18 protein-coding genes are annotated in these 15,965 nt (G+C 73.5%); 3 read left to right on the top strand and 15 right to left on the bottom strand.

The window, feature by feature from the left end; genetic code table 11:
• Nucleotides 1-38 precede the first annotated feature (38 nt).
• The 13 genes from AH6_RS42645 to clpS form a co-directional block, all read right to left on the bottom strand.
• Nucleotides 39-656: a ribosomal protein L7/L12 gene (locus AH6_RS42645; RefSeq protein ID WP_083983355.1), complete on the bottom strand. Its 618-nt coding sequence runs from the start codon at nt 654-656 to the stop codon at nt 39-41.
• 94 nt (nt 657-750) lie between these two features.
• Nucleotides 751-1,365 (bottom strand): RdgB/HAM1 family non-canonical purine NTP pyrophosphatase, encoded by a 615-nt coding sequence (rdgB, locus tag AH6_RS22975; protein ID WP_067483215.1) that lies wholly within the window; start codon nt 1,363-1,365, stop codon nt 751-753.
• On the bottom strand, nt 1,362-2,081 hold the full coding sequence (rph, locus tag AH6_RS22970; protein ID WP_067483213.1) for a ribonuclease PH: 720 nt from the start codon (nt 2,079-2,081) through the stop codon (nt 1,362-1,364). The genes rdgB and rph overlap by 4 nt, the downstream gene beginning before the upstream one ends.
• A gap of 41 nt (nt 2,082-2,122) precedes the next feature.
• Entirely contained in the window at nt 2,123-2,869 is a 747-nt protein-coding gene (locus AH6_RS22965) for an MBL fold metallo-hydrolase (RefSeq protein ID WP_067483211.1), read from the bottom strand.
• 31 nt (nt 2,870-2,900) lie between these two features.
• Nucleotides 2,901-3,770 carry a glutamate racemase gene (gene murI, locus AH6_RS22960; protein ID WP_067483209.1) on the bottom strand — a complete coding sequence of 290 codons (870 nt, stop codon included), beginning with the start codon at nt 3,768-3,770 and terminating at the stop codon, nt 2,901-2,903.
• A 134-nt stretch (nt 3,771-3,904) separates the two neighbouring features.
• Nucleotides 3,905-4,720, bottom strand: a complete 816-nt coding sequence (locus tag AH6_RS22955; protein ID WP_067483207.1) for a thioesterase family protein — start codon at nt 4,718-4,720, stop codon at nt 3,905-3,907.
• Between the two features lie 107 nt (nt 4,721-4,827).
• Nucleotides 4,828-5,775, bottom strand: a complete 948-nt coding sequence (locus AH6_RS22950; RefSeq protein WP_067483205.1) for a PLP-dependent cysteine synthase family protein — start codon at nt 5,773-5,775, stop codon at nt 4,828-4,830.
• Between the two features lie 18 nt (nt 5,776-5,793).
• Nucleotides 5,794-6,066, bottom strand: a complete 273-nt coding sequence (locus AH6_RS22945; protein ID WP_067483203.1) for a MoaD/ThiS family protein — start codon at nt 6,064-6,066, stop codon at nt 5,794-5,796.
• A gap of 289 nt (nt 6,067-6,355) precedes the next feature.
• Nucleotides 6,356-6,790, bottom strand: a complete 435-nt coding sequence (locus tag AH6_RS22940) for a M67 family metallopeptidase (protein ID WP_067483201.1) — start codon at nt 6,788-6,790, stop codon at nt 6,356-6,358.
• Nucleotides 6,791-6,924: 134 nt separating this feature from the next.
• Nucleotides 6,925-7,974 (bottom strand): anti-sigma factor RsbA family regulatory protein, encoded by a 1,050-nt coding sequence (locus tag AH6_RS22935; protein ID WP_245679427.1) that lies wholly within the window; start codon nt 7,972-7,974, stop codon nt 6,925-6,927.
• The gene (locus AH6_RS22930) at nt 7,971-9,002 is read right to left on the bottom strand and encodes an MEDS domain-containing protein (RefSeq protein WP_169807892.1); all 1,032 of its coding nucleotides are present in this window, start codon (nt 9,000-9,002) and stop codon (nt 7,971-7,973) included. The genes AH6_RS22935 and AH6_RS22930 overlap by 4 nt, the downstream gene beginning before the upstream one ends.
• Nucleotides 9,003-9,316: 314 nt before the next feature.
• The gene (locus tag AH6_RS22925) at nt 9,317-9,874 is read right to left on the bottom strand and encodes a DUF2017 domain-containing protein (protein WP_067483195.1); all 558 of its coding nucleotides are present in this window, start codon (nt 9,872-9,874) and stop codon (nt 9,317-9,319) included.
• Between the two features lie 5 nt (nt 9,875-9,879).
• Nucleotides 9,880-10,173 carry an ATP-dependent Clp protease adapter ClpS gene (gene clpS / locus AH6_RS45390; protein ID WP_067483193.1) on the bottom strand — a complete coding sequence of 98 codons (294 nt, stop codon included), beginning with the start codon at nt 10,171-10,173 and terminating at the stop codon, nt 9,880-9,882.
• A gap of 180 nt (nt 10,174-10,353) precedes the next feature.
• Between clpS and AH6_RS22915 the strand changes: the two genes are divergently transcribed.
• The 3 genes from AH6_RS22915 to AH6_RS22905 all read left to right on the top strand — a co-directional run bounded on the left by AH6_RS22915 (nt 10,354) and on the right by AH6_RS22905 (nt 12,867).
• On the top strand, nt 10,354-11,673 hold the full coding sequence (locus AH6_RS22915) for a nicotinate phosphoribosyltransferase (protein ID WP_067483191.1): 1,320 nt from the start codon (nt 10,354-10,356) through the stop codon (nt 11,671-11,673).
• A gap of 92 nt (nt 11,674-11,765) precedes the next feature.
• The gene (locus AH6_RS22910) at nt 11,766-12,344 is read left to right on the top strand and encodes an isochorismatase family protein (protein ID WP_067483189.1); all 579 of its coding nucleotides are present in this window, start codon (nt 11,766-11,768) and stop codon (nt 12,342-12,344) included.
• Nucleotide 12,345: 1 nt separating this feature from the next.
• Complete coding sequence (locus tag AH6_RS22905; protein WP_067483186.1) at nt 12,346-12,867, top strand: gluconokinase; 522 nt, start codon at nt 12,346-12,348, stop codon at nt 12,865-12,867.
• A 160-nt stretch (nt 12,868-13,027) separates the two neighbouring features.
• Here AH6_RS22905 and AH6_RS22900 read toward each other — a convergent pair whose 3' ends face one another.
• Together AH6_RS22900 and AH6_RS22895 are read right to left on the bottom strand one after the other, a co-directional pair.
• Entirely contained in the window at nt 13,028-14,773 is a 1,746-nt protein-coding gene (locus AH6_RS22900; protein ID WP_067483221.1) for a DEAD/DEAH box helicase, read from the bottom strand.
• A 36-nt stretch (nt 14,774-14,809) separates the two neighbouring features.
• Nucleotides 14,810-15,880, bottom strand: a complete 1,071-nt coding sequence (locus AH6_RS22895; protein ID WP_067483184.1) for a zinc metalloprotease — start codon at nt 15,878-15,880, stop codon at nt 14,810-14,812.
• Nucleotides 15,881-15,965 lie beyond the last annotated feature (85 nt).

Here is a 15,965-nt window from a genome sequence, read left to right as displayed (position 1 = left end):
GCCAGGCGAGCCCCCTGGGCCGGGACTTTGAAACACCGCTAGTCCAGGGCGTCGACGAACCGCTCGGCCTCTTCGCGGCTCATGCCGGTCTCGGCGCGCACCAGCGCGACGGCCCCGGCGAGGTTCTCGGCGGCCTTGAACGCCCGGACACGATCCGACAACGAGCCGTCGAGCCGCGGCGGCCGCGGCACGCGCCCCGCCTCAAGCGCGTCGACGTAGTCCTTGGCCTCCTTGAGGCCCATGCCGGTGGCCTCCCGGACCTCCTTGACGGCCTGGATCTTCCTGTTCTGGGCGAGCAGGCGCGCCGCCCGGTCACGGGCGGCGGCAGGCACCCGCTCCCACGGCGCGGGCGGCGCGACGGACGCGGCGAGCGTGGGGCGGCCGTCCTTGAGGGCGTCCACGTAGTCCTTGGCGTCCTTCAGCGACAGGCCGGTCTCCTGGCGGACCTCCTTGACCGCCTGGACCGGCAGGCCCTGGGAGATCAGTTCGAGCGCCCGCGCCTCGACGTGCGGCGGCATCCCGGCGCCCGGCACGGCTCCCTTGCCGAACAGCTCCTCGCGCCGCGCACGGGCGGCGCGCTTCGACCGTTCGCCCCACACGAGCATCACCACCGCGATTCCGAGGATCAGCAGAGAAAGGAGGATTTCACTCGGCATCGCGCCATCCTAACCAGCACGGCCGGACAACCTCGATGAGCTGTGGGACCAGCACAGAAGAGTGGCCCCGGTGGCCTGCGGGACCGGCTCGGCGCTAGCGCGGGCGGGCCGCCTCGATCGCCTGCGGGATCAGTTCGGCCAGCGCGCGGAAGGCGCGGCCGCGGTGGCTGATGGCGTCCTTCTCCTCGGCGGTCAGCTCGGCGCTGGTGCGGTCGTGGCCGTCCGGCAGGAAGATCGGGTCGTAGCCGAAGCCGCCGGTGCCGCGCGGGGCGTCGATGACGCGCCCGTGCATGCGGCCCTCCACCACGTGCTCGGGGCCGCCCGGCACCACCAGCACGGCGGCGCAGACGAAGTGCGCGGCGCGCCGGTCCTCGGCGACGTCGGCCAGCTGGTCGAGCACCAGCTCCAGGTTGGCGCGGTCGGCGTCGCCCGCGCCGAACCGGCCCGACCAGCGCGCCGACAACACGCCCGGCATGTCGTTCAGGGCGCGCACGCACAGGCCCGAGTCGTCGGCGACGGCGGGCAGGCCGGTGTGGGCGGCGATGGCGCGGGCCTTCAGCAGGGCGTTGCCCTCGAAGGTCAGCTCGGTCTCGGGCACCTCGGGGGCGTCCGGGAACGCCTCCAGCCCGACGACCTCGATGCCGGACAGGATGCGGTGCAGCTCGGCGACCTTGCCCGCGTTGCGGGTGGCCAGAACGATGGTGCTCAACGGCCCAGCGCTTCCTTCTGGAGACGGGTCAGGTCGGCGCAGCCCGCGGCGGCCAGGTCGAGCAGGGCGTCCAGCTCGGCGCGGTCGAAGGGCGCGCCCTCGGCGGTGCCCTGCACCTCGACGAAGCGCCCGTCGCCGGTGCAGACCACGTTCATGTCGGTCTCGGCGACCGAGTCCTCGGCGTAGGCGAGATCGAGCATCGGCTGCCCCTTGACGATGCCGACGCTGACGGCCGCGATCGAGGTGGTGAGCGGGTCGGTCTTGATCCGGCCGCGCTCGCGCATCCAGGTGACCGCGTCGGCGAACGCGAGGTAGGCACCGGTGATCGCGGCGGTGCGGGTGCCGCCGTCGGCCTGGAGCACGTCGCAGTCGAGCTGGACGGTGTTGTCGCCCAGCGCCTTGAAGTCCACGCAGGCGCGGATCGAGCGGCCGATCAGCCGGGAGATCTCGTGCGTGCGCCCGCCGACCCGGCCCTTGGTGGCCTCGCGGTCGTTGCGGGTGTTGGTGGCGCGCGGCAACATCGCGTACTCGGCCGTCACCCAGCCGAGCCCGCTGTCGCGCCGCCAGCGCGGCACCGAGTCCTGGACGGACGCGGCGCACAGCACCCGGGTCCCGCCGAACTCGATGAGCACCGAGCCCTCGGCGTGGTCGAGCCAGCCGCGCTGGATGCGGACGGGACGGAGCTGGTCGGGCGCGCGGCCGTCAAGACGGGACATGCGCTCCAGCCTAGTGCCCCCGCGCTCCGGCGGCGCGCCCGTCAGAGGTCGTAGACCGCGCCGACGTGGGCCAGCTCGATCGGCCCCTGGTAGGCGCTGCCCTTGGCCTCGGCCAGGGAGCGGTCGGCGTCGTTCCACGGCACCAGATGGGTCAGCACCAGCCGCCCCACGTCCGCGCGGGCGGCGTGCTCGCCGGCCTCGCGGGCGGTCAGGTGCAGGTCGGGCGGGTTGCCCGGACCGTCCAGGAACGACGCCTCGCACAGGAACAGGTCCGCGCCCCGGGCGGTGTCGACCAGCTCGGCGGCCGGGCCGGTGTCGCCGGAGTAGGCCAGCACCCTGCCGCCGTGCTCGACGCGGAACGCGAACGCCTCCACCGGGTGCGGCATCAGCGAGGTGGTGACGCGGAACGGCCCCAGCTCGAAGGTGCGCTCCAGGGTGCGGAAGTCGAAGGTCCCGGTCATGCCGGGGTCGGGGTCCAGGTCGTAGGCGCGGGCCATGCGGTCCGGGGTGTCCGCCGGCCCGTAGACCGGCAGCTTCGGCAGCGGCCCGTTCGGACAGTAGGTGCGCGCCACCCAGTACCCGCACAGGTCCAGGCAGTGGTCGGCGTGCAGGTGCGAGACGCACACGGCGTCGATGTCGTACAACGACTGGTGGCGCTGGAGCGGACCCAGCGCGCCGCTGCCCAGGTCCAGCAGCAGGGAGTAGCCCTCCGCCTGGACCAGGTAGCAGGACGCGGGGCTGTCCGGCCCCGGGTAGCTGCCGGAGCAGCCGATCACAGTGACCCGCACGCGCACTCCTCCTCTTTCGTCCCCCGAGGAATCAGGTGGTCAGAGCCTTGCCGGCGGTGGTCTCCACCGAAACGATCTTCGGTCCCAGGAACCGGCGGCCCAGGGTGGCGAACACCTCGGGGTCACCGGTGGCCCGGAACCGGTGCTGGGGCGCGGGCGACGCCTGCGCCCGCGCCAGCCCCCGGTCGCGCAGCACCCGGTACACGTCCTTGGCGGTCTCGTCGGCACTTGAGACCAGTGTGACCCCGTCTCCGACGACATACGAGATGACGCCGGCCAGAAGGGGGTAGTGCGTGCAGCCCAGGATGAGGGTGTCGCACCCGGCGTCCAGGATCGGCTGGAGGTACTCGCGGGCGGCGTCCAGCAGCTCGTCGCCCATCGTGACGCCCGACTCCACGAACTCGACGAAGCGCGGGCAGGCGACGCTGGTCAGCTCGATGTGCGGGGCGGCGGCGAAGGCGTCCTCGTAGGCGCGGCTGGTGACGGTGGCCTGGGTCGCGATCAGCCCGACCCGGCCGGTGGAGGTGGTGCGGGCGGCCCGGCGGGTGGCCGGGTTGATCACCTCGACGACCGGGACGTCGTAGCGCTCCCGGGCGTCGCGCAACATCGCCGACGACGCGCTGTTGCAGGCGATGACCAGCATCTTCACGCCCTCGGCCACCAGCTCGTCCAGCATCTCCAGCGCGTAGGCGCGCACCTGCGCGATCGGGCGCGGGCCGTAGGGCTGGCGGGCCGAGTCGCCCAGGTAGAGGATCGGCTCGTCCGGCAGCTGGTCGAAGATCGCGCGGGCCACGGTGAGGCCGCCGAAACCGCTGTCGAACACCCCGATCGGGGCCTGGGACCGCGGGTCGGGCGAGGCCCCGGGCGTGCGGGGGCCCACCTCCGCTGAGGACGCTGGCATGGTCCATAAGGCTAGGCGAGAACGCGGGATGGCTGCGCGTCATGCGGCCGACATCACATGGTCACATTCGTGAAACCGGACACTTTCCGGGGGGACGCGCCCGCCCTCGGGTCAGCCCGCCGGGCCCGCGGCGCCTACGCCGCCGGGCCTCGCCCCAGGCGGGCGATCTGGCGGCTCTGTGCCACCAGGCGGCCGGCCGAGTCCCACACCTCGACGTTCTCGTCGAACCAGCCGTCGGCGATCAGCCGGCCGTCGCCGTGCACCGCCAGCCAGCCGGGCGCGGGCACGGCCCGCATGTGCCAGGTCAGCTCGACGGTCGGCGACCAGCCCTTGGCCCCGGCGTTCAGCGCCACCGGCGGCAGCGCGTCCACCGCGAGCGCGAGGGCGTAGGCGTCGGGCTCGTAGCCGTCGCGCAGCCGGAACCAGGCGCGCACCTCGGGGCGGCCGCTGGGGTTGCCGTCCAGCCAGCCCATCGTGGCCGGGTCGAAGCGCATGTCCACGCGGTCGGCGAAGCCGCGGTCCTGCTCGCGCAGGTCGTCGCGGCCCTTGTCGAAGTCCAGGCAGTCGGCGAGCGGCGGCAGGGCGGGCTCGGGGGTCGCGCCGGCGAAGGAGGGCTCGACGGCGGCGTCCAGCGTGCCGGTGGTGATCAGGGCGTCCACCACGGGACGGTCGTCCTGCACCAGCGACACCAGCGCGGTGGCGGCGGTGCGGCCGGTCTTGCGGGCGTCCACGACGATCTCGGCGCGGCCGGGCTTGGCCACGCGCAGGAAGTTCGTCGCGGTCGCGATCGGGTGCGCGTGCGGGGACGCGTCGACGGCGGCGCGGCCCAGCACCGCCATCAGGTAGCCGCCGTTGATCGCCTCGGCGAACCCGAAGCCGGGGTCCAGCTCGACCTCGTAGCGCCCCTCGTCGACCCGCTTGACGGCGGTCGCGTCGCCGAACCTGCTCATCCGCACTCTCCCGGGACGTTCTAGAATCACGTTCGAGTACGCAGCCTACCCCGCCCACCCGATCGCGATCATGAGCGGACCGGGTGGAACGGGGCGGGACGGGGCGGTCACGCCCAGAGCTGGCCTTCCAGGCGCGCCTCGGCCTGCTCCAGCGTGCCCGCGTAGGCGCCGGTGGACAGGTACTTCCAGCCGCCGTCGGCCACCACGAACGCGATGTCGGCGCGCTCGCCCGCCTTGACCGCCTTGGCGGCCATGCCGAGCGCGGCGTGCAGCGCCCCGCCGGTGGAGATCCCGGCGAAGACGCCCTCCTGCTCCAGGAGTTGCCGGGTGCGGCGCAGCGCGTCGGCCGACCCCACCGAGAAGCGGGTGGTCAGCACCGACTCGTCGTACAGCTCGGGGATGAAGCCCTCGTCGATGTTGCGCAGGCCGTAGACCAGCTCGCCGTAGCGCGGCTCGGCCGCGACGATCCTGACGTCGGGCCGCTGCTCGCGCAGGTAGCGGCCGACGCCCATCAGCGTCCCGGTGGTGCCGAGCCCGGCCACGAAGTGGGTGATCTCCGGCAGGTCGGCCAGCAGCTCGGGACCGGTGGTCTCGTAGTGCGCCCGCGCGTTGGCCTCGTTGCCGTACTGGTAGAGCATCACCCAGTCGGGGTTCTCCGCCGCCAGCTTCTTGGCCACGCGCACGGCCTCGTTGGAGCCGCCCGCCGCCGGGGACGGGATGATCTCCGCCCCCCACATCTCCAGCAGCTGGCGCCGCTCGGCGGAGGTGTTCTCCGGCATCACGCAGACCATGCGGTAGCCGCGCAACTTGGCGACCATGGCCAGCGAGATGCCGGTGTTGCCCGAGGTGGGCTCCAGGATGGTGCGGCCGGGGGCCAGCACCCCGTCCTTCTCCGCCTTCTCGATCATGTAGAAGGCGGGCCGGTCCTTCACCGAACCGGTCGGGTTGCGGTCCTCCAGCTTGGCCCACAGCCGCACCTCGGGGCTCGGCGACAGCCGGGGCAGGCCGACCAGCGGGGTGCGGCCCAGGGAGTCCAGCAGCGAGTCGAAACGCATCGGCACGGGTTCCGGGACTCAGCCGCCGGCGACGGCCGGCAGGATGGTGACGTTGTCGCCGTCGGCGACCTCGGTCTCCAGGCCGCCCAGGAAGCGCACGTCCTCGTCGTTGAGGTAGACGTTGACGAACTTGCGCAGGCCCTTGGCGTCGACCAGCCGGTCGCGCAGGCCGGGGTGGCGCACGTCCAGGTCGGCGAACAGCTCGTCGAGCGTGCCGCCCTTGCCCTCGACGGCCTTGGCGCCATCGGTGAGGGTGCGCAGGATGGTGGGAATGCGGACCTCGATCGCCATGGCGATGATCTCCTTGCCTGCTCGGCGTGCGAGCACAGGGTCGTAAGGGCTCCCCGCCCACGGGGTCACTGGTGAAACCGGGCGGGGCATGGGGGAATTCCGGGCTGGGGTCGGCGCGTCAGCGACAGTCGTAGACGACCTCGGCGCGCGAATGCCCGAACAGGAAGCTCTGGACCGGGGACACGCGGACCGGCGGACGGCGCCGTGCGCCCGTCCCGCTCCCGCTCGTCCACATGGCCATCAGTTTACCGATCCGTCCCGGCCCCGCTCCCGTGCGCCCCGGCCCTGGTCAGGCCGAGGCCGCCGCGTCCCCGTAGGAGTCGACCACGACGACCTCCTCCTCGGTGATCACCCCGTCCACGATGCGGTAGGAGCGGAACTCGTCCTCCTCCGCGTCGCGGGTGGACACCAGCACGTAGTGCGCGTTCGGCTCGGCGGCGTAGGAGACGTCGGTGCGCGACGGGTAGGCCTCGGTCGCGGTGTGCGAGTGGTAGATCACCACGGGCTCCTCGTCGCGGTCGTCCATCTCCCGCCACACCTTGAGCTGCTCCAGGGAGTCGAAGCGGTAGAAGGTCGGGGACCGCTCGGCGTTGGCCATCGGGACGTACCGGGTGGGCCGGTCGGACCCGACCGGGCCGGCGATGACGCCGCAGGCCTCGTCGGGGTGGTCGGCGCGCGCGTGCGCGACGATCTGATCAACCAGGGCACGCTCGATCGTCAGCATGAGCGCAGGCTACCGCCCCTGCGCGCCCCGTCCGGAGGGGGCGTGGCCGGTGCGACGGAGGCCACGCCGGTGCGGGCGAGCCGCGCTGACGGGCCATGCCGACGAGCCGTGCCGGCGGACCGTGCCAGTGGGCGTCAGCGCAGCAGCATGTGGACGCGCACGCGGGTGCCCGCGTCCACGCCCCGGAAGCCCACGCCGCCGTCCGGCCCCTCCCCGGAGCGGATCTCCACGATGTGGCACAACCGCCGCACCGCCCAGAACGTCGCCTCGGCCGTCTGGTGCGGGGCGGGCGGCAGGTGGCCGAGGAAGTGGTCGGGCAGCCGCCCGCCGGGATCGGTGATGTCGCAGACCAGCTCGCCGTCGTGCGACCACACCCACACCGCGCCGTACCCGCCGCCCTCGCGGATGATCACGGTGGCGACCTCGTTGACCGCCAGCACGAACGGCAACATCTGCTCTTCGGGCAGGTCCAGCCGGGCGGCCTCGGCGTTCAGGAAGGTGCGCAACATCGGCAGCTCGCCCGCCGCGAACGCGCGGCGCGCGGCCGACAGCGGCGGCGGGTCGAGCGGGTGGGCGTTGCACTCGGCGTAGAACAGCGCCGGGTCGGCGTGGCGGGGGCTGGGCCGGACGGTGTCGGCGTCGGCCAGCTCGGGGTGGGCGCGGGCGGCGGCCGCCACGATCCCCGACGGCAGGCGGACCGCGTCGTAGGCGCACATCATGGTGGTCGGGGTGGCCGCCAGGGCGCGGGACACGACGGCCTCGTGCCGCAACCACTCGCGGACCTCCAGCTCGCTGCGGCCGTCCCAGACCGGCTCGGTCAGCACCCGCAACCGCCCCTGCGGCCACCAGTCGCGGGCGGTGCGCTCGTAGTACTTCGCCATCGCCTGCACCGGCGCGGTGTACCAGGACCCGGCGTCCACGAACTCCACCGGCCCGGCGCCGTCGCCCAGCCGTTCGCGCAACATCTCGGCGACGGCGGGCGAGACGATCGCGACGGTGGCGTCCCCGCTCGTCACGCCGTCCTGGAGGAACCGTCCGGCGACGGTGGTGAACTGCTCGGGCGAGCGGTACAGCAGCGCCCGGTGCACCAGGGTGCCGCCCTCGTGCGCGGTGTGCACCGGCGCGGCCATCATGCCGGGCGACGGGTCGGCGGACGCGCCGCCGAGAGGTCGTGCCGCTTTCATCGGGGCGCCCCCTGCCTGGGCGGGCCGGGAGTCACGTCCCAGCCGCCGATGCGCATCATCAGTTCAAGGTAGTCCGGAATCCCGCGCAACAGCACCTGCCGTCCGGGGCCGCCGGTGCCGGTGCCGGCCAGCAGCCGCAGGCCGGCCAGATCGCAGAACTCCAGGTCCGACAGGTCCAGGCAGAAGTGCCCGGCGCGGCCGGCCGCGCGGCGGATCTCGTCGCGCAGCGGCGGCAGCGTGGACTCGTCGATCGCCCCCGCCAGCCGCAGGCCGTAGGGGGTGAACATGGGGGTGATGCGCAGCACGCCGTCGTCGTACAGGTCGTCGACCCGGACGCGGCCGTCGTGGCAGGACGCCAGCGCGCGCAGCCGGTCGGGCGGGAACCAGCGCCGGTCGTACTGGCACAGCGCGATCGCGCGGAAGCGAGGGGCGCGCCCCGGGCGGCCCTGCCGCTCCAGGTCGGCCAGCCGGTCGCCGCCGGGCCAGCCGCGCAGCGAGAACGAGGTCTCGCCGGTGATGCGGGTGCCCGCGTAGCCCTGCGCCCGCGCCCGGTCGATCTCGGCGGCCAGCGTCGCGGCCCCGGCGTCGGGGTCGAAGCCGCCGGTGGCGAGGAAGGCGTCCACGATGGGGCGGATCACCAGGTCTCCGGCGTCGGCGGCGGCCCGCAGGTCGAGCCGGGCGGTGCCGGGCACGCCGGAGGCGGCCACCGCCGCCGACAGGCGGGCGAGCACGGCGTCGGGGTCGTCCTCGTCGGCGAGGTAGAGCACGCGGTGGCGGGCGGCCAGGCCGTCGCGGAGGTAGGCGGCCAGCACGGCGTAGCGCTCGGCGTCGGAGTCGTAGATGAGGCAGAGGTGGTCGCCGGGGACGACGTCGCCGACGGGGATCACCGCGTCGGGACCGGTGCGGGGCACGCGGACGGGCGCGGATCGGGCGGCGGCGGCCTCCCGCAGGGTGGCGGGACGTTCGCCGGACGGGTAGGACACGCCCGGGGACGTGCCCGGACGCTCACCGGCACCGGAATCCGACACGCGAACCTCCCGACCGGACCACCGCCCGCACCGGAGACGGACCGCGGCCCCTTGCAGAGAACGCTCGACGCCAAAGTACCAACACCCACCGCGAGGGGGACCGGACATCGCGTAATGGCTATGAATCGCGCACGACTCTGAACCCCGCCCCCCGGACATGGTTCCCAGCGGCCTCAGCCGTCACGCGAGTGACTAACCGGCCTGGTGGGGCAAGGCCGAAGGCGAGCCCCGCCGGGCCGGATCGCGAAGCGATGTGGCACTCGCCAAGGCGAAGTCAGGGGGCGAGCCGCCAGGCGAGCCCCCTGGGCTTCGACTCAATGAACGCTACGAATGATGCTCTCCTGGAGCATCGTCAGCCAGTCGTAGGCGGCGAACATCGCCAGCCTCGGGTCGTCGGGGTCCAGCCCGGCGGCCTCGTCGTACCAGTCCTCGGTGATGTCCAGCCGGGTGCCGAGCGCCAGCCGCACGTCGTTGAGCGCCTTCAGCCACGCCTGCGCCTGGTCGCGGTCCAGCACCGCGCGCACCTGGCCGGACGCGCCGGGCGTCTCCTCCCCCAGCGAGCCCAGCACGATGTCGGCGGCCTCGCGCTTGCCCTCGCGCAGCCCCATCTCGGTGTAGCGGCGGAACTCCCCCGACGCCTCGCCGTCGTCGCGGTAGGCGTCGGGGAACAGCCGGGCCAGCACCGGGTCGTCGGACTTGGCGGCCGACTCGGCGATGCCGAGCGAGGCCAGCTCGTCCCCGGCGTCCGGCGGGTCGCCCAGCAGTTCCTGGAGCTGCCCCATCAGCGCGCGGACCAGCGCCGCCTCCTCGGGCTCCAGGCGCACCTCCACGGCCCCGGGGCCGCCCCTCCTGACCTTCTTGACGCTGCTCATCGTCCTCAGTCGTCCCGTTTCACGGTCGCCCACAACCCGTAGGAGTGGAGGATCTCCACATCGCGCTCCATCTCCTCGCGGGTGCCGTTGGCCACCACGGCCCGGCCCTTGTGGTGGACGTCCAGCATCAGCTTCTCGGACTTGGCCTTGGAGTACCCGAACACCGTCTGGAACACGAAGGTCACGTACGACATCAGGTTGATCGGGTCGTTCCACACGATCGCCAGCCACGGCCGGTCGGCGCTCTGGTCCTCTTCGGTGTCCGGCCGGTCGAGCTCGACCGGCGCAGGCGCGGTCATGGTCCCGCGTCCCCCTTCCGCAGACTCGCTCCGCCCTCTGGATCCGATGCTATTCGCCCCGGCCCCGGGGCCGGGCCACCGGCCGGGCCGCCGGGCCCCGGCAAAAGTGATCATGATGGGCGCGGACGCGGCCCGACCTGCCCGTTCGCCCGCGCGCCGCAGGTCCTAGGCTGTGCAGCTGTGGACCATGGCGACGGCACGGCACTGCTGACCGACCAGTACGAACTGACGATGCTCCAGGCCGCCCTGCGCAGCGGCACGGCCGAGCGGCGGGCGGTGTTCGAGGTGTTCGCCCGGCACCTGCCGGCCGGGCGGCGCTACGGCGTGGTCGCGGGCACCGGCCGGGTGCTGGAGGCGATCGAGGCGTTCACCTTCGACGCGGCGGCCCTGGAGTTCCTCACCGGGCGCGGCGTGGTGGACACGCCGACCGCGGAATGGCTGGAGAAGTACCGTTTCTCCGGAAATGTCTGGGGCTACGCCGAGGGCGACTGCTACTTCCCCGACTCCCCGATCCTGACGGTCGAGGGCAGCTTCGCCGAGGCCGTCCTGCTGGAGACGGTCGTCCTGTCGATCCTCAACCACGACTGCGCGATCGCCGCGGCGGCCTCCCGGATGAGCCACGCCGCCCTCGACCGCCCGCTGATCGAGATGGGGTCGCGGCGCACCCACGAGCAGGCCGCCGTCGCCGCCGCCCGCGCCGCCTACGTCGCGGGCTTCACCACCACCTCCAACCTGGCCGCCGGCCGCCGCTACGGCGTGCCCACCGCCGGGACCAGCGCGCACGCGTTCACGCTGCTGCACGACAGCGAGCGGCACGCGTTCCGGGCGCAGCTCGACTCGCTCGGCGACGGCACCACGCTGCTGGTCGACACCTACGACGTCGAGCGCGCGGTGCGCACCGCCGTCGAGCTGGCCGGACCGGGCCTCGGCGCGGTCCGCATCGACAGCGGCGACCTCGGCGCGGTCGCCCGGCAGGTGCGCGAGCAGCTCGACGCGCTGGGCGCGCACGACACCCGCATCGTGGTCACCGGCGACCTGGACGAGTACGGCATCGCCGCGCTGGCCGCCGCGCCCGTGGACGGCTACGGCGTCGGCACCTCGCTGGTCACCGGGTCGGGCGCGCCGACCGCGTCGCTGGTCTACAAGCTGGTGGCGCGCGCCGACGGCCCCGCGCCGGGCGCGCCGATGCGGCCGGTCGCCAAGCGCTCCACCGGCAAGCCCAGCCGGGGCGGCCGCAAGAGCGCGGTGCGGCGGATCGACGGGCACGGCACCGCCTGCGCCGAGGTGGTCAGCACCGGCGAGCCGGTGCCGGGCGCGCGGGACCGGCTGCTCCAGGTGCCGCTGGTGCGCGCGGGCGAGATCGTCGGGCGCGAGCCGCTGGAGGCGGCCCGCGAGCGGCACCGGGCGGCGGTGCGGGAGCTGCCGGTGACGGCCCTGCAACTGTCGCGGGGCGAGCCCGCCCTGCCGACCGAGTTCACCGACGGCGGCCCGCGCCGCTGAGCGGCCCCGCGGGCCGGGTGACCGGTCCGTTCCGCTGGGGTAGCGTCCGGGATGTTCGGGGACATACCGGGGAACCGGATCTAGGAGCGATCATGGGCAAGGCTCTGATCATCGTTGATGTGCAGAACGACTTCTGCGAGGGGGGATCGCTCGCGGTGGCCGGCGGCGCCGGGGTGGCCGCCGCCATCTCCGCGTACGTGGCGGCACACCGGCCGGAGTACGCGCACGTCGTGGCGACCCGGGACTTCCACCTGGACCCCGGCGACCACTTCGCCGAGACGCCCGACTACGTGGACTCCTGGCCGCCGCACTGCGTGATCGGCACGCCCGGCGCCGACTTCCACCCCGACCTGGCGCTGGCGCCGATCGAGGTCGTGTTCAGCAAGGGCCGCGAGACCGCCGCCTACAGCGGGTTCGAGGGCGTCACCGACGACGACGTGCCGCTGGCGGACTGGCTGGCTGAGCGCGGGGTGACGGCGGTGGACGTCGTCGGGATCGCCACCGACCACTGCGTGCGCGCCACCGCCGTGGACGCCGCCCGCGCGGGCCTGGACACCACCGTGCTGCTGGACCTGACCGCCGGGGTGGCGCCCGACACGATGGACCGCGCGCTGACGCAACTGAAGGAGGAGGGCGTGACGCTCACCGGTGACCCCATCGTCGGGTCCTGACATGGCAGACGACCAGAAACCCCCGCTGGTCGTGGTGGTGACCGGCGTGTCCGGCAGCGGGAAGACCACCGTGGGCGAACTGCTGGCCGAGCGGCTCGGCTGGGAGTACGCCGAGGCCGACGACTTCCACCCGCCCGCCAACATCACCAAGATGCGCGCGGGCACGCCGCTGACCGACGCCGACCGGCGGCCGTGGCTGCACGCCATCGGCGCGTGGATCGACGGGCGGCTGGCGGCGGGCGCGCCGGGCGTGGTGACCTGCTCGGCCCTCAAGCGCTCCTACCGCGACCTGCTGACCGGCGGCCGGGAACGGGTGCTGCTGGTGTACCTGGACGGCGACAAGGAACTGATCGCCCGCCGGATCTCCGCGCGCTCCGGGCACTTCTTCAAGCCGGAGATGCTGGACAGCCAGTTCCGCGACCTGGAGCCGCCCGCCCCCGACGAGCCGGTGGTGCGCGTCCCGATCGACGCGCCCGCGGAGGAGATCGTCCGCCGCATCGCCGCCTTGGCCCGCACCGAATAACCCCGAACCGGCGTCGAGCAGCCCCGGACTCGGCCCGAGCAGCTTTGATCCGGCGTCGAGCAGCCCGAGGCTGAGCCCGAGTGGTCTCAGCCCCGGGCTGCTCCGGTTCTTGATCCGGCGTCAAGCGGCTCCCGGCCCGAGCAGTCCGGGCCCTGAGCCGCTAACCGCGGCGCTTGGTGGCCCACTCCCGGATCTTGGCGATGCGGGCGCGGACCTCCTCGCCGGACGCCTGGGCGAGCTGCGGGCCGCCGCAGGTGCGGCGCAGCTCGCTGTGGATCACGCCGTGCGGCTGCCCGGTGCGGTGGCTCCACGCGCCGACCAGGCCGTTCAGCTCCTTGCGGAGGGCGTGCAGGTCCTCGGCGGTGGTGCGGTCCTGGCGGGGGTCGCCGGTCTTGCGCTTGCGCTCGCTGGCGATCTGCGCGGCCTGCCGCTTGCGCAGCAGCTGGCTCACCTGGTCGGGCTCCAGCAGGCCGGGGATGCCGAGGAACTCCTCCTCCTCGACCGAGCCCGGCTGCGCCTGCATCCCGAACTCGCCGCCGTCGTACAACACGCGGTCGAAGGTCGCCGACGCCTCGACGGTCTCGAACTCGAACTCCTCGCCGACCGCGTCGGGCGAGTCCTTCTGCCGGTTGGCGTCGGCCAGCAGGTCGTCGTCGAGGCCGTCCTCGCGGACCGGGCGGTCGAGCACGTGGTCGCGCTCGGTCTCCATCTCGGCGGCGTGGCCCATCAGCGTCGGCACCGACGGCAGGAACACCGACGCCGTCTCGCCGCGCTTGCGCGCACGCACGAAACGGCCGATGGCCTGCGCGAAGAACAGCGGCGTGCTGGTGGAGGTGGCGTACACGCCGACCGCCAGGCGCGGGATGTCGACGCCCTCCGACACCATGCGGACCGCGACCATCCAGCGGTCCTCGGTCTCGCTGAACGCCTTGATCTTCTTGGACGCGGTGGGGTCGTCCGACAGCACGATGGTGGCGCCCTGGCCGCAGACCGCGCGGAGCATCTTGGCGTAGGCGCGGGCCGTCTCGTGGTCGGTGGCGATCACCAGGCCGCCCGCGTCGGGGATGGCGCGGCGCAGCTCGCTGAGCCGCCGGTCGGCGGCGGTCAGCACCTGGCGCATCCACTCGCCCTTGGGGTCGAGCGCGGCCCGCCACGCCTGCGACATCTGGTCCTGGGTGAGCGGCTCGCCCAGCGTCGCGGTGATCTCGTCGCCCGCCCGGGTGCGCCAGCGCATCTCGCCCGCGTACGCCAGGAAGATGACCGGCCGGACGACGCCGTCGGCCAGCGCCGGGCCGTACCCGTAGGTGTAGTCGGCGCGGCTGCGGCGGATGCCGTCGGGCCCCTCCTCGTACTGCACGAACGGGATCGGGTTGATGTCGGTGCGGAACGGCGTGCCCGACAACGACAACCGCCGGGCGGCGGGCTCGAACGCCTCGCGCACCGCGTCGCCCCACGACAGGCCGTCGCCCGCGTGGTGCACCTCGTCGAAGACGACCAGCGTCTTGCGCATCTCGGTGCGGTTGCGGTGCAGCGCGGGCCGGGCCGCCACGGTGGCGTAGGTGACGGCGATGCCGTCGAAGTCGGCGCCGACCTTGCCCTGGCCGTTCTGGAACTCGGGGTCGATCTTGATGCCGACGCGGCTCGCCGACTCGGCCCACTGCCGCTTCAGGTGCTCGGTCGGGCAGATGATCGTGATCTGCTGCACGACGCGCCGGTCCAGCAGCTCGCGCGCCAGCCGCAGCGCGAAGGTCGTCTTACCGGCGCCCGGCGTCGCCACGGTGAGGAAGTCGCGCGGGCCGGGCTGCTGTCCGTCTGATCCGAAGTACGCCTCCAGCGCCTGCTGCTGCCAGGCGCGCAGGGACGACGCGGTGCCCCAGGCGGCCTTCTGCGGGAAGGCGGGGGGCATGTCCGGTGCGGCGAAGGTGCTCACGGTCATCGAAGGCTACCCAGCCCCACCGACAGTTCGCGCCCCACCGGCCGCCAAGGGGGCCTTCCTCACATTCGGTTTGGCCGCGCGATAGGCGGCCCACACGGTGCGGACGCGACGCGCCTGACCCGCCGTGAACTCCTGCATACAGTCGTCCCATCCGTAGTTCATGAAGTTGTGCACCGGGTCGGACCCGGGCTGCGAGCAGGTGTCCTTGTAGGAGGGGCAGCCCTCGGCGGGCTCCGCCTCGTAGGGCGTGTCGTCGATCCCGTCGCCGGGCGGCTCGCATCCGTTCTCGAAGGTGTGGAACAGCCCGAGCCAGTGTCCGGTCTCGTGCACCGCCGTGTAGCCGCGGTCGAAGTTGCGGTAGGAACCGCCCGGCAGGCTGCGGTAGTCGACGACCACTCCGTCCCAGGCCGGCTTCTTGCGGTACCACTGGGGGAAGGTGGAGAAGCCCAGCACGTCGGCCCCGACCGCGGCGCTGTAGAGGTTGAGCGTATCGGGCCCGCCCTGGTGGAGCGCCGTCTTCAGCTCCCCCTCGTACCGCTCGGGCTCGCGGAACCAGCGGGCGTTGTCGGTCACCTCGTAGGAGACGAGCCGGAAGCTGACGCCGACGTCGGCCCCGCCCGTCCGGCCGCTGTAGGCGTCGTCGAGCGTGGCGACCTGCCGCTCGGCCGCCGCGCGGGGCAGCGCGCCCGCGGCGCCGTCGGCGATGACGTGGAAGCGGACGGGGATCTCGATGCGGCCGGTGCGGCGCTGGCCGGGGAACAGGCGGCCGAGGTCGAGGAGGGACTCGTCGTCGATGCCGAGGCGGTCGCGCATCGTGCGGCGGAGGTCGTCCAGCATGGCGAGCACCTCGTGACGGTCGAGGTCGGCACCGTCGCGCCGCACGCTTTCGCCGCGCGTCGAGCGCGCGTTGGAGGCCGCGTGCGCGCCGCGTCCGGCGAGGGGCGGGTCGACGCAGTCACGAGCGGCGGCGACGCCCGGGCGGGCCGTCGGCCCTGCGGAATGGTCACCCCACGAAGCGGCGGCGATGCAGAAGGTAGCCGACAGTGCGCACAGCGAAGCCGCGATGGCCCGTTCCATGAGTCCCCCGGAAGCGAAAAGCGTCGTGATCTCGTGCCCGATCGTTCCCGATCGGGCACAAGATCACCTCAAGGTTCGGCCCGGC

The sequence above is a fragment of the Actinomadura hibisca NBRC 15177 genome (assembly GCF_001552635.1).
Classification (GTDB): domain Bacteria; phylum Actinomycetota; class Actinomycetes; order Streptosporangiales; family Streptosporangiaceae; genus Spirillospora; species Spirillospora hibisca.
The sequence above is the reverse complement of the archived record's forward strand: the minus strand, read 5'-3'. Positions and strand labels throughout refer to the sequence as shown.

Bases quoted from the DNA above. Each gene is read 5' to 3' on its own strand.
- clpS (WP_067483193.1), bottom strand. From the start codon at position 10,173: ATGACCGCGCCTGCGCCGGTCGAGCTCGACCGGCCGGACACCGAAGAG.
- AH6_RS22950 (WP_067483205.1), bottom strand. From the start codon at position 5,775: ATGCGTTTCGACTCGCTGCTGGACTCCCTGGGCCGCACCCCGCTGGTC.
- AH6_RS22895 (WP_067483184.1), bottom strand. From the start codon at position 15,880: ATGGAACGGGCCATCGCGGCTTCGCTGTGCGCACTGTCGGCTACCTTC.
- AH6_RS22955 (WP_067483207.1), bottom strand. From the start codon at position 4,720: ATGAGCAGGTTCGGCGACGCGACCGCCGTCAAGCGGGTCGACGAGGGG.
- AH6_RS22935 (WP_245679427.1), bottom strand. From the start codon at position 7,974: ATGAAAGCGGCACGACCTCTCGGCGGCGCGTCCGCCGACCCGTCGCCC.
- AH6_RS22910 (WP_067483189.1), top strand. From the start codon at position 11,766: ATGGGCAAGGCTCTGATCATCGTTGATGTGCAGAACGACTTCTGCGAG.
- AH6_RS22900 (WP_067483221.1), bottom strand. From the start codon at position 14,773: ATGCCCCCCGCCTTCCCGCAGAAGGCCGCCTGGGGCACCGCGTCGTCC.
- murI (WP_067483209.1), bottom strand. From the start codon at position 3,770: ATGCCAGCGTCCTCAGCGGAGGTGGGCCCCCGCACGCCCGGGGCCTCG.
- AH6_RS22945 (WP_067483203.1), bottom strand. From the start codon at position 6,066: ATGGCGATCGAGGTCCGCATTCCCACCATCCTGCGCACCCTCACCGAT.
- AH6_RS22905 (WP_067483186.1), top strand. From the start codon at position 12,346: ATGGCAGACGACCAGAAACCCCCGCTGGTCGTGGTGGTGACCGGCGTG.
- AH6_RS42645 (WP_083983355.1), bottom strand. From the start codon at position 656: ATGCCGAGTGAAATCCTCCTTTCTCTGCTGATCCTCGGAATCGCGGTG.
- AH6_RS22940 (WP_067483201.1), bottom strand. From the start codon at position 6,790: ATGCTGACGATCGAGCGTGCCCTGGTTGATCAGATCGTCGCGCACGCG.
- AH6_RS22925 (WP_067483195.1), bottom strand. From the start codon at position 9,874: ATGAGCAGCGTCAAGAAGGTCAGGAGGGGCGGCCCCGGGGCCGTGGAG.
- rph (WP_067483213.1), bottom strand. From the start codon at position 2,081: ATGTCCCGTCTTGACGGCCGCGCGCCCGACCAGCTCCGTCCCGTCCGC.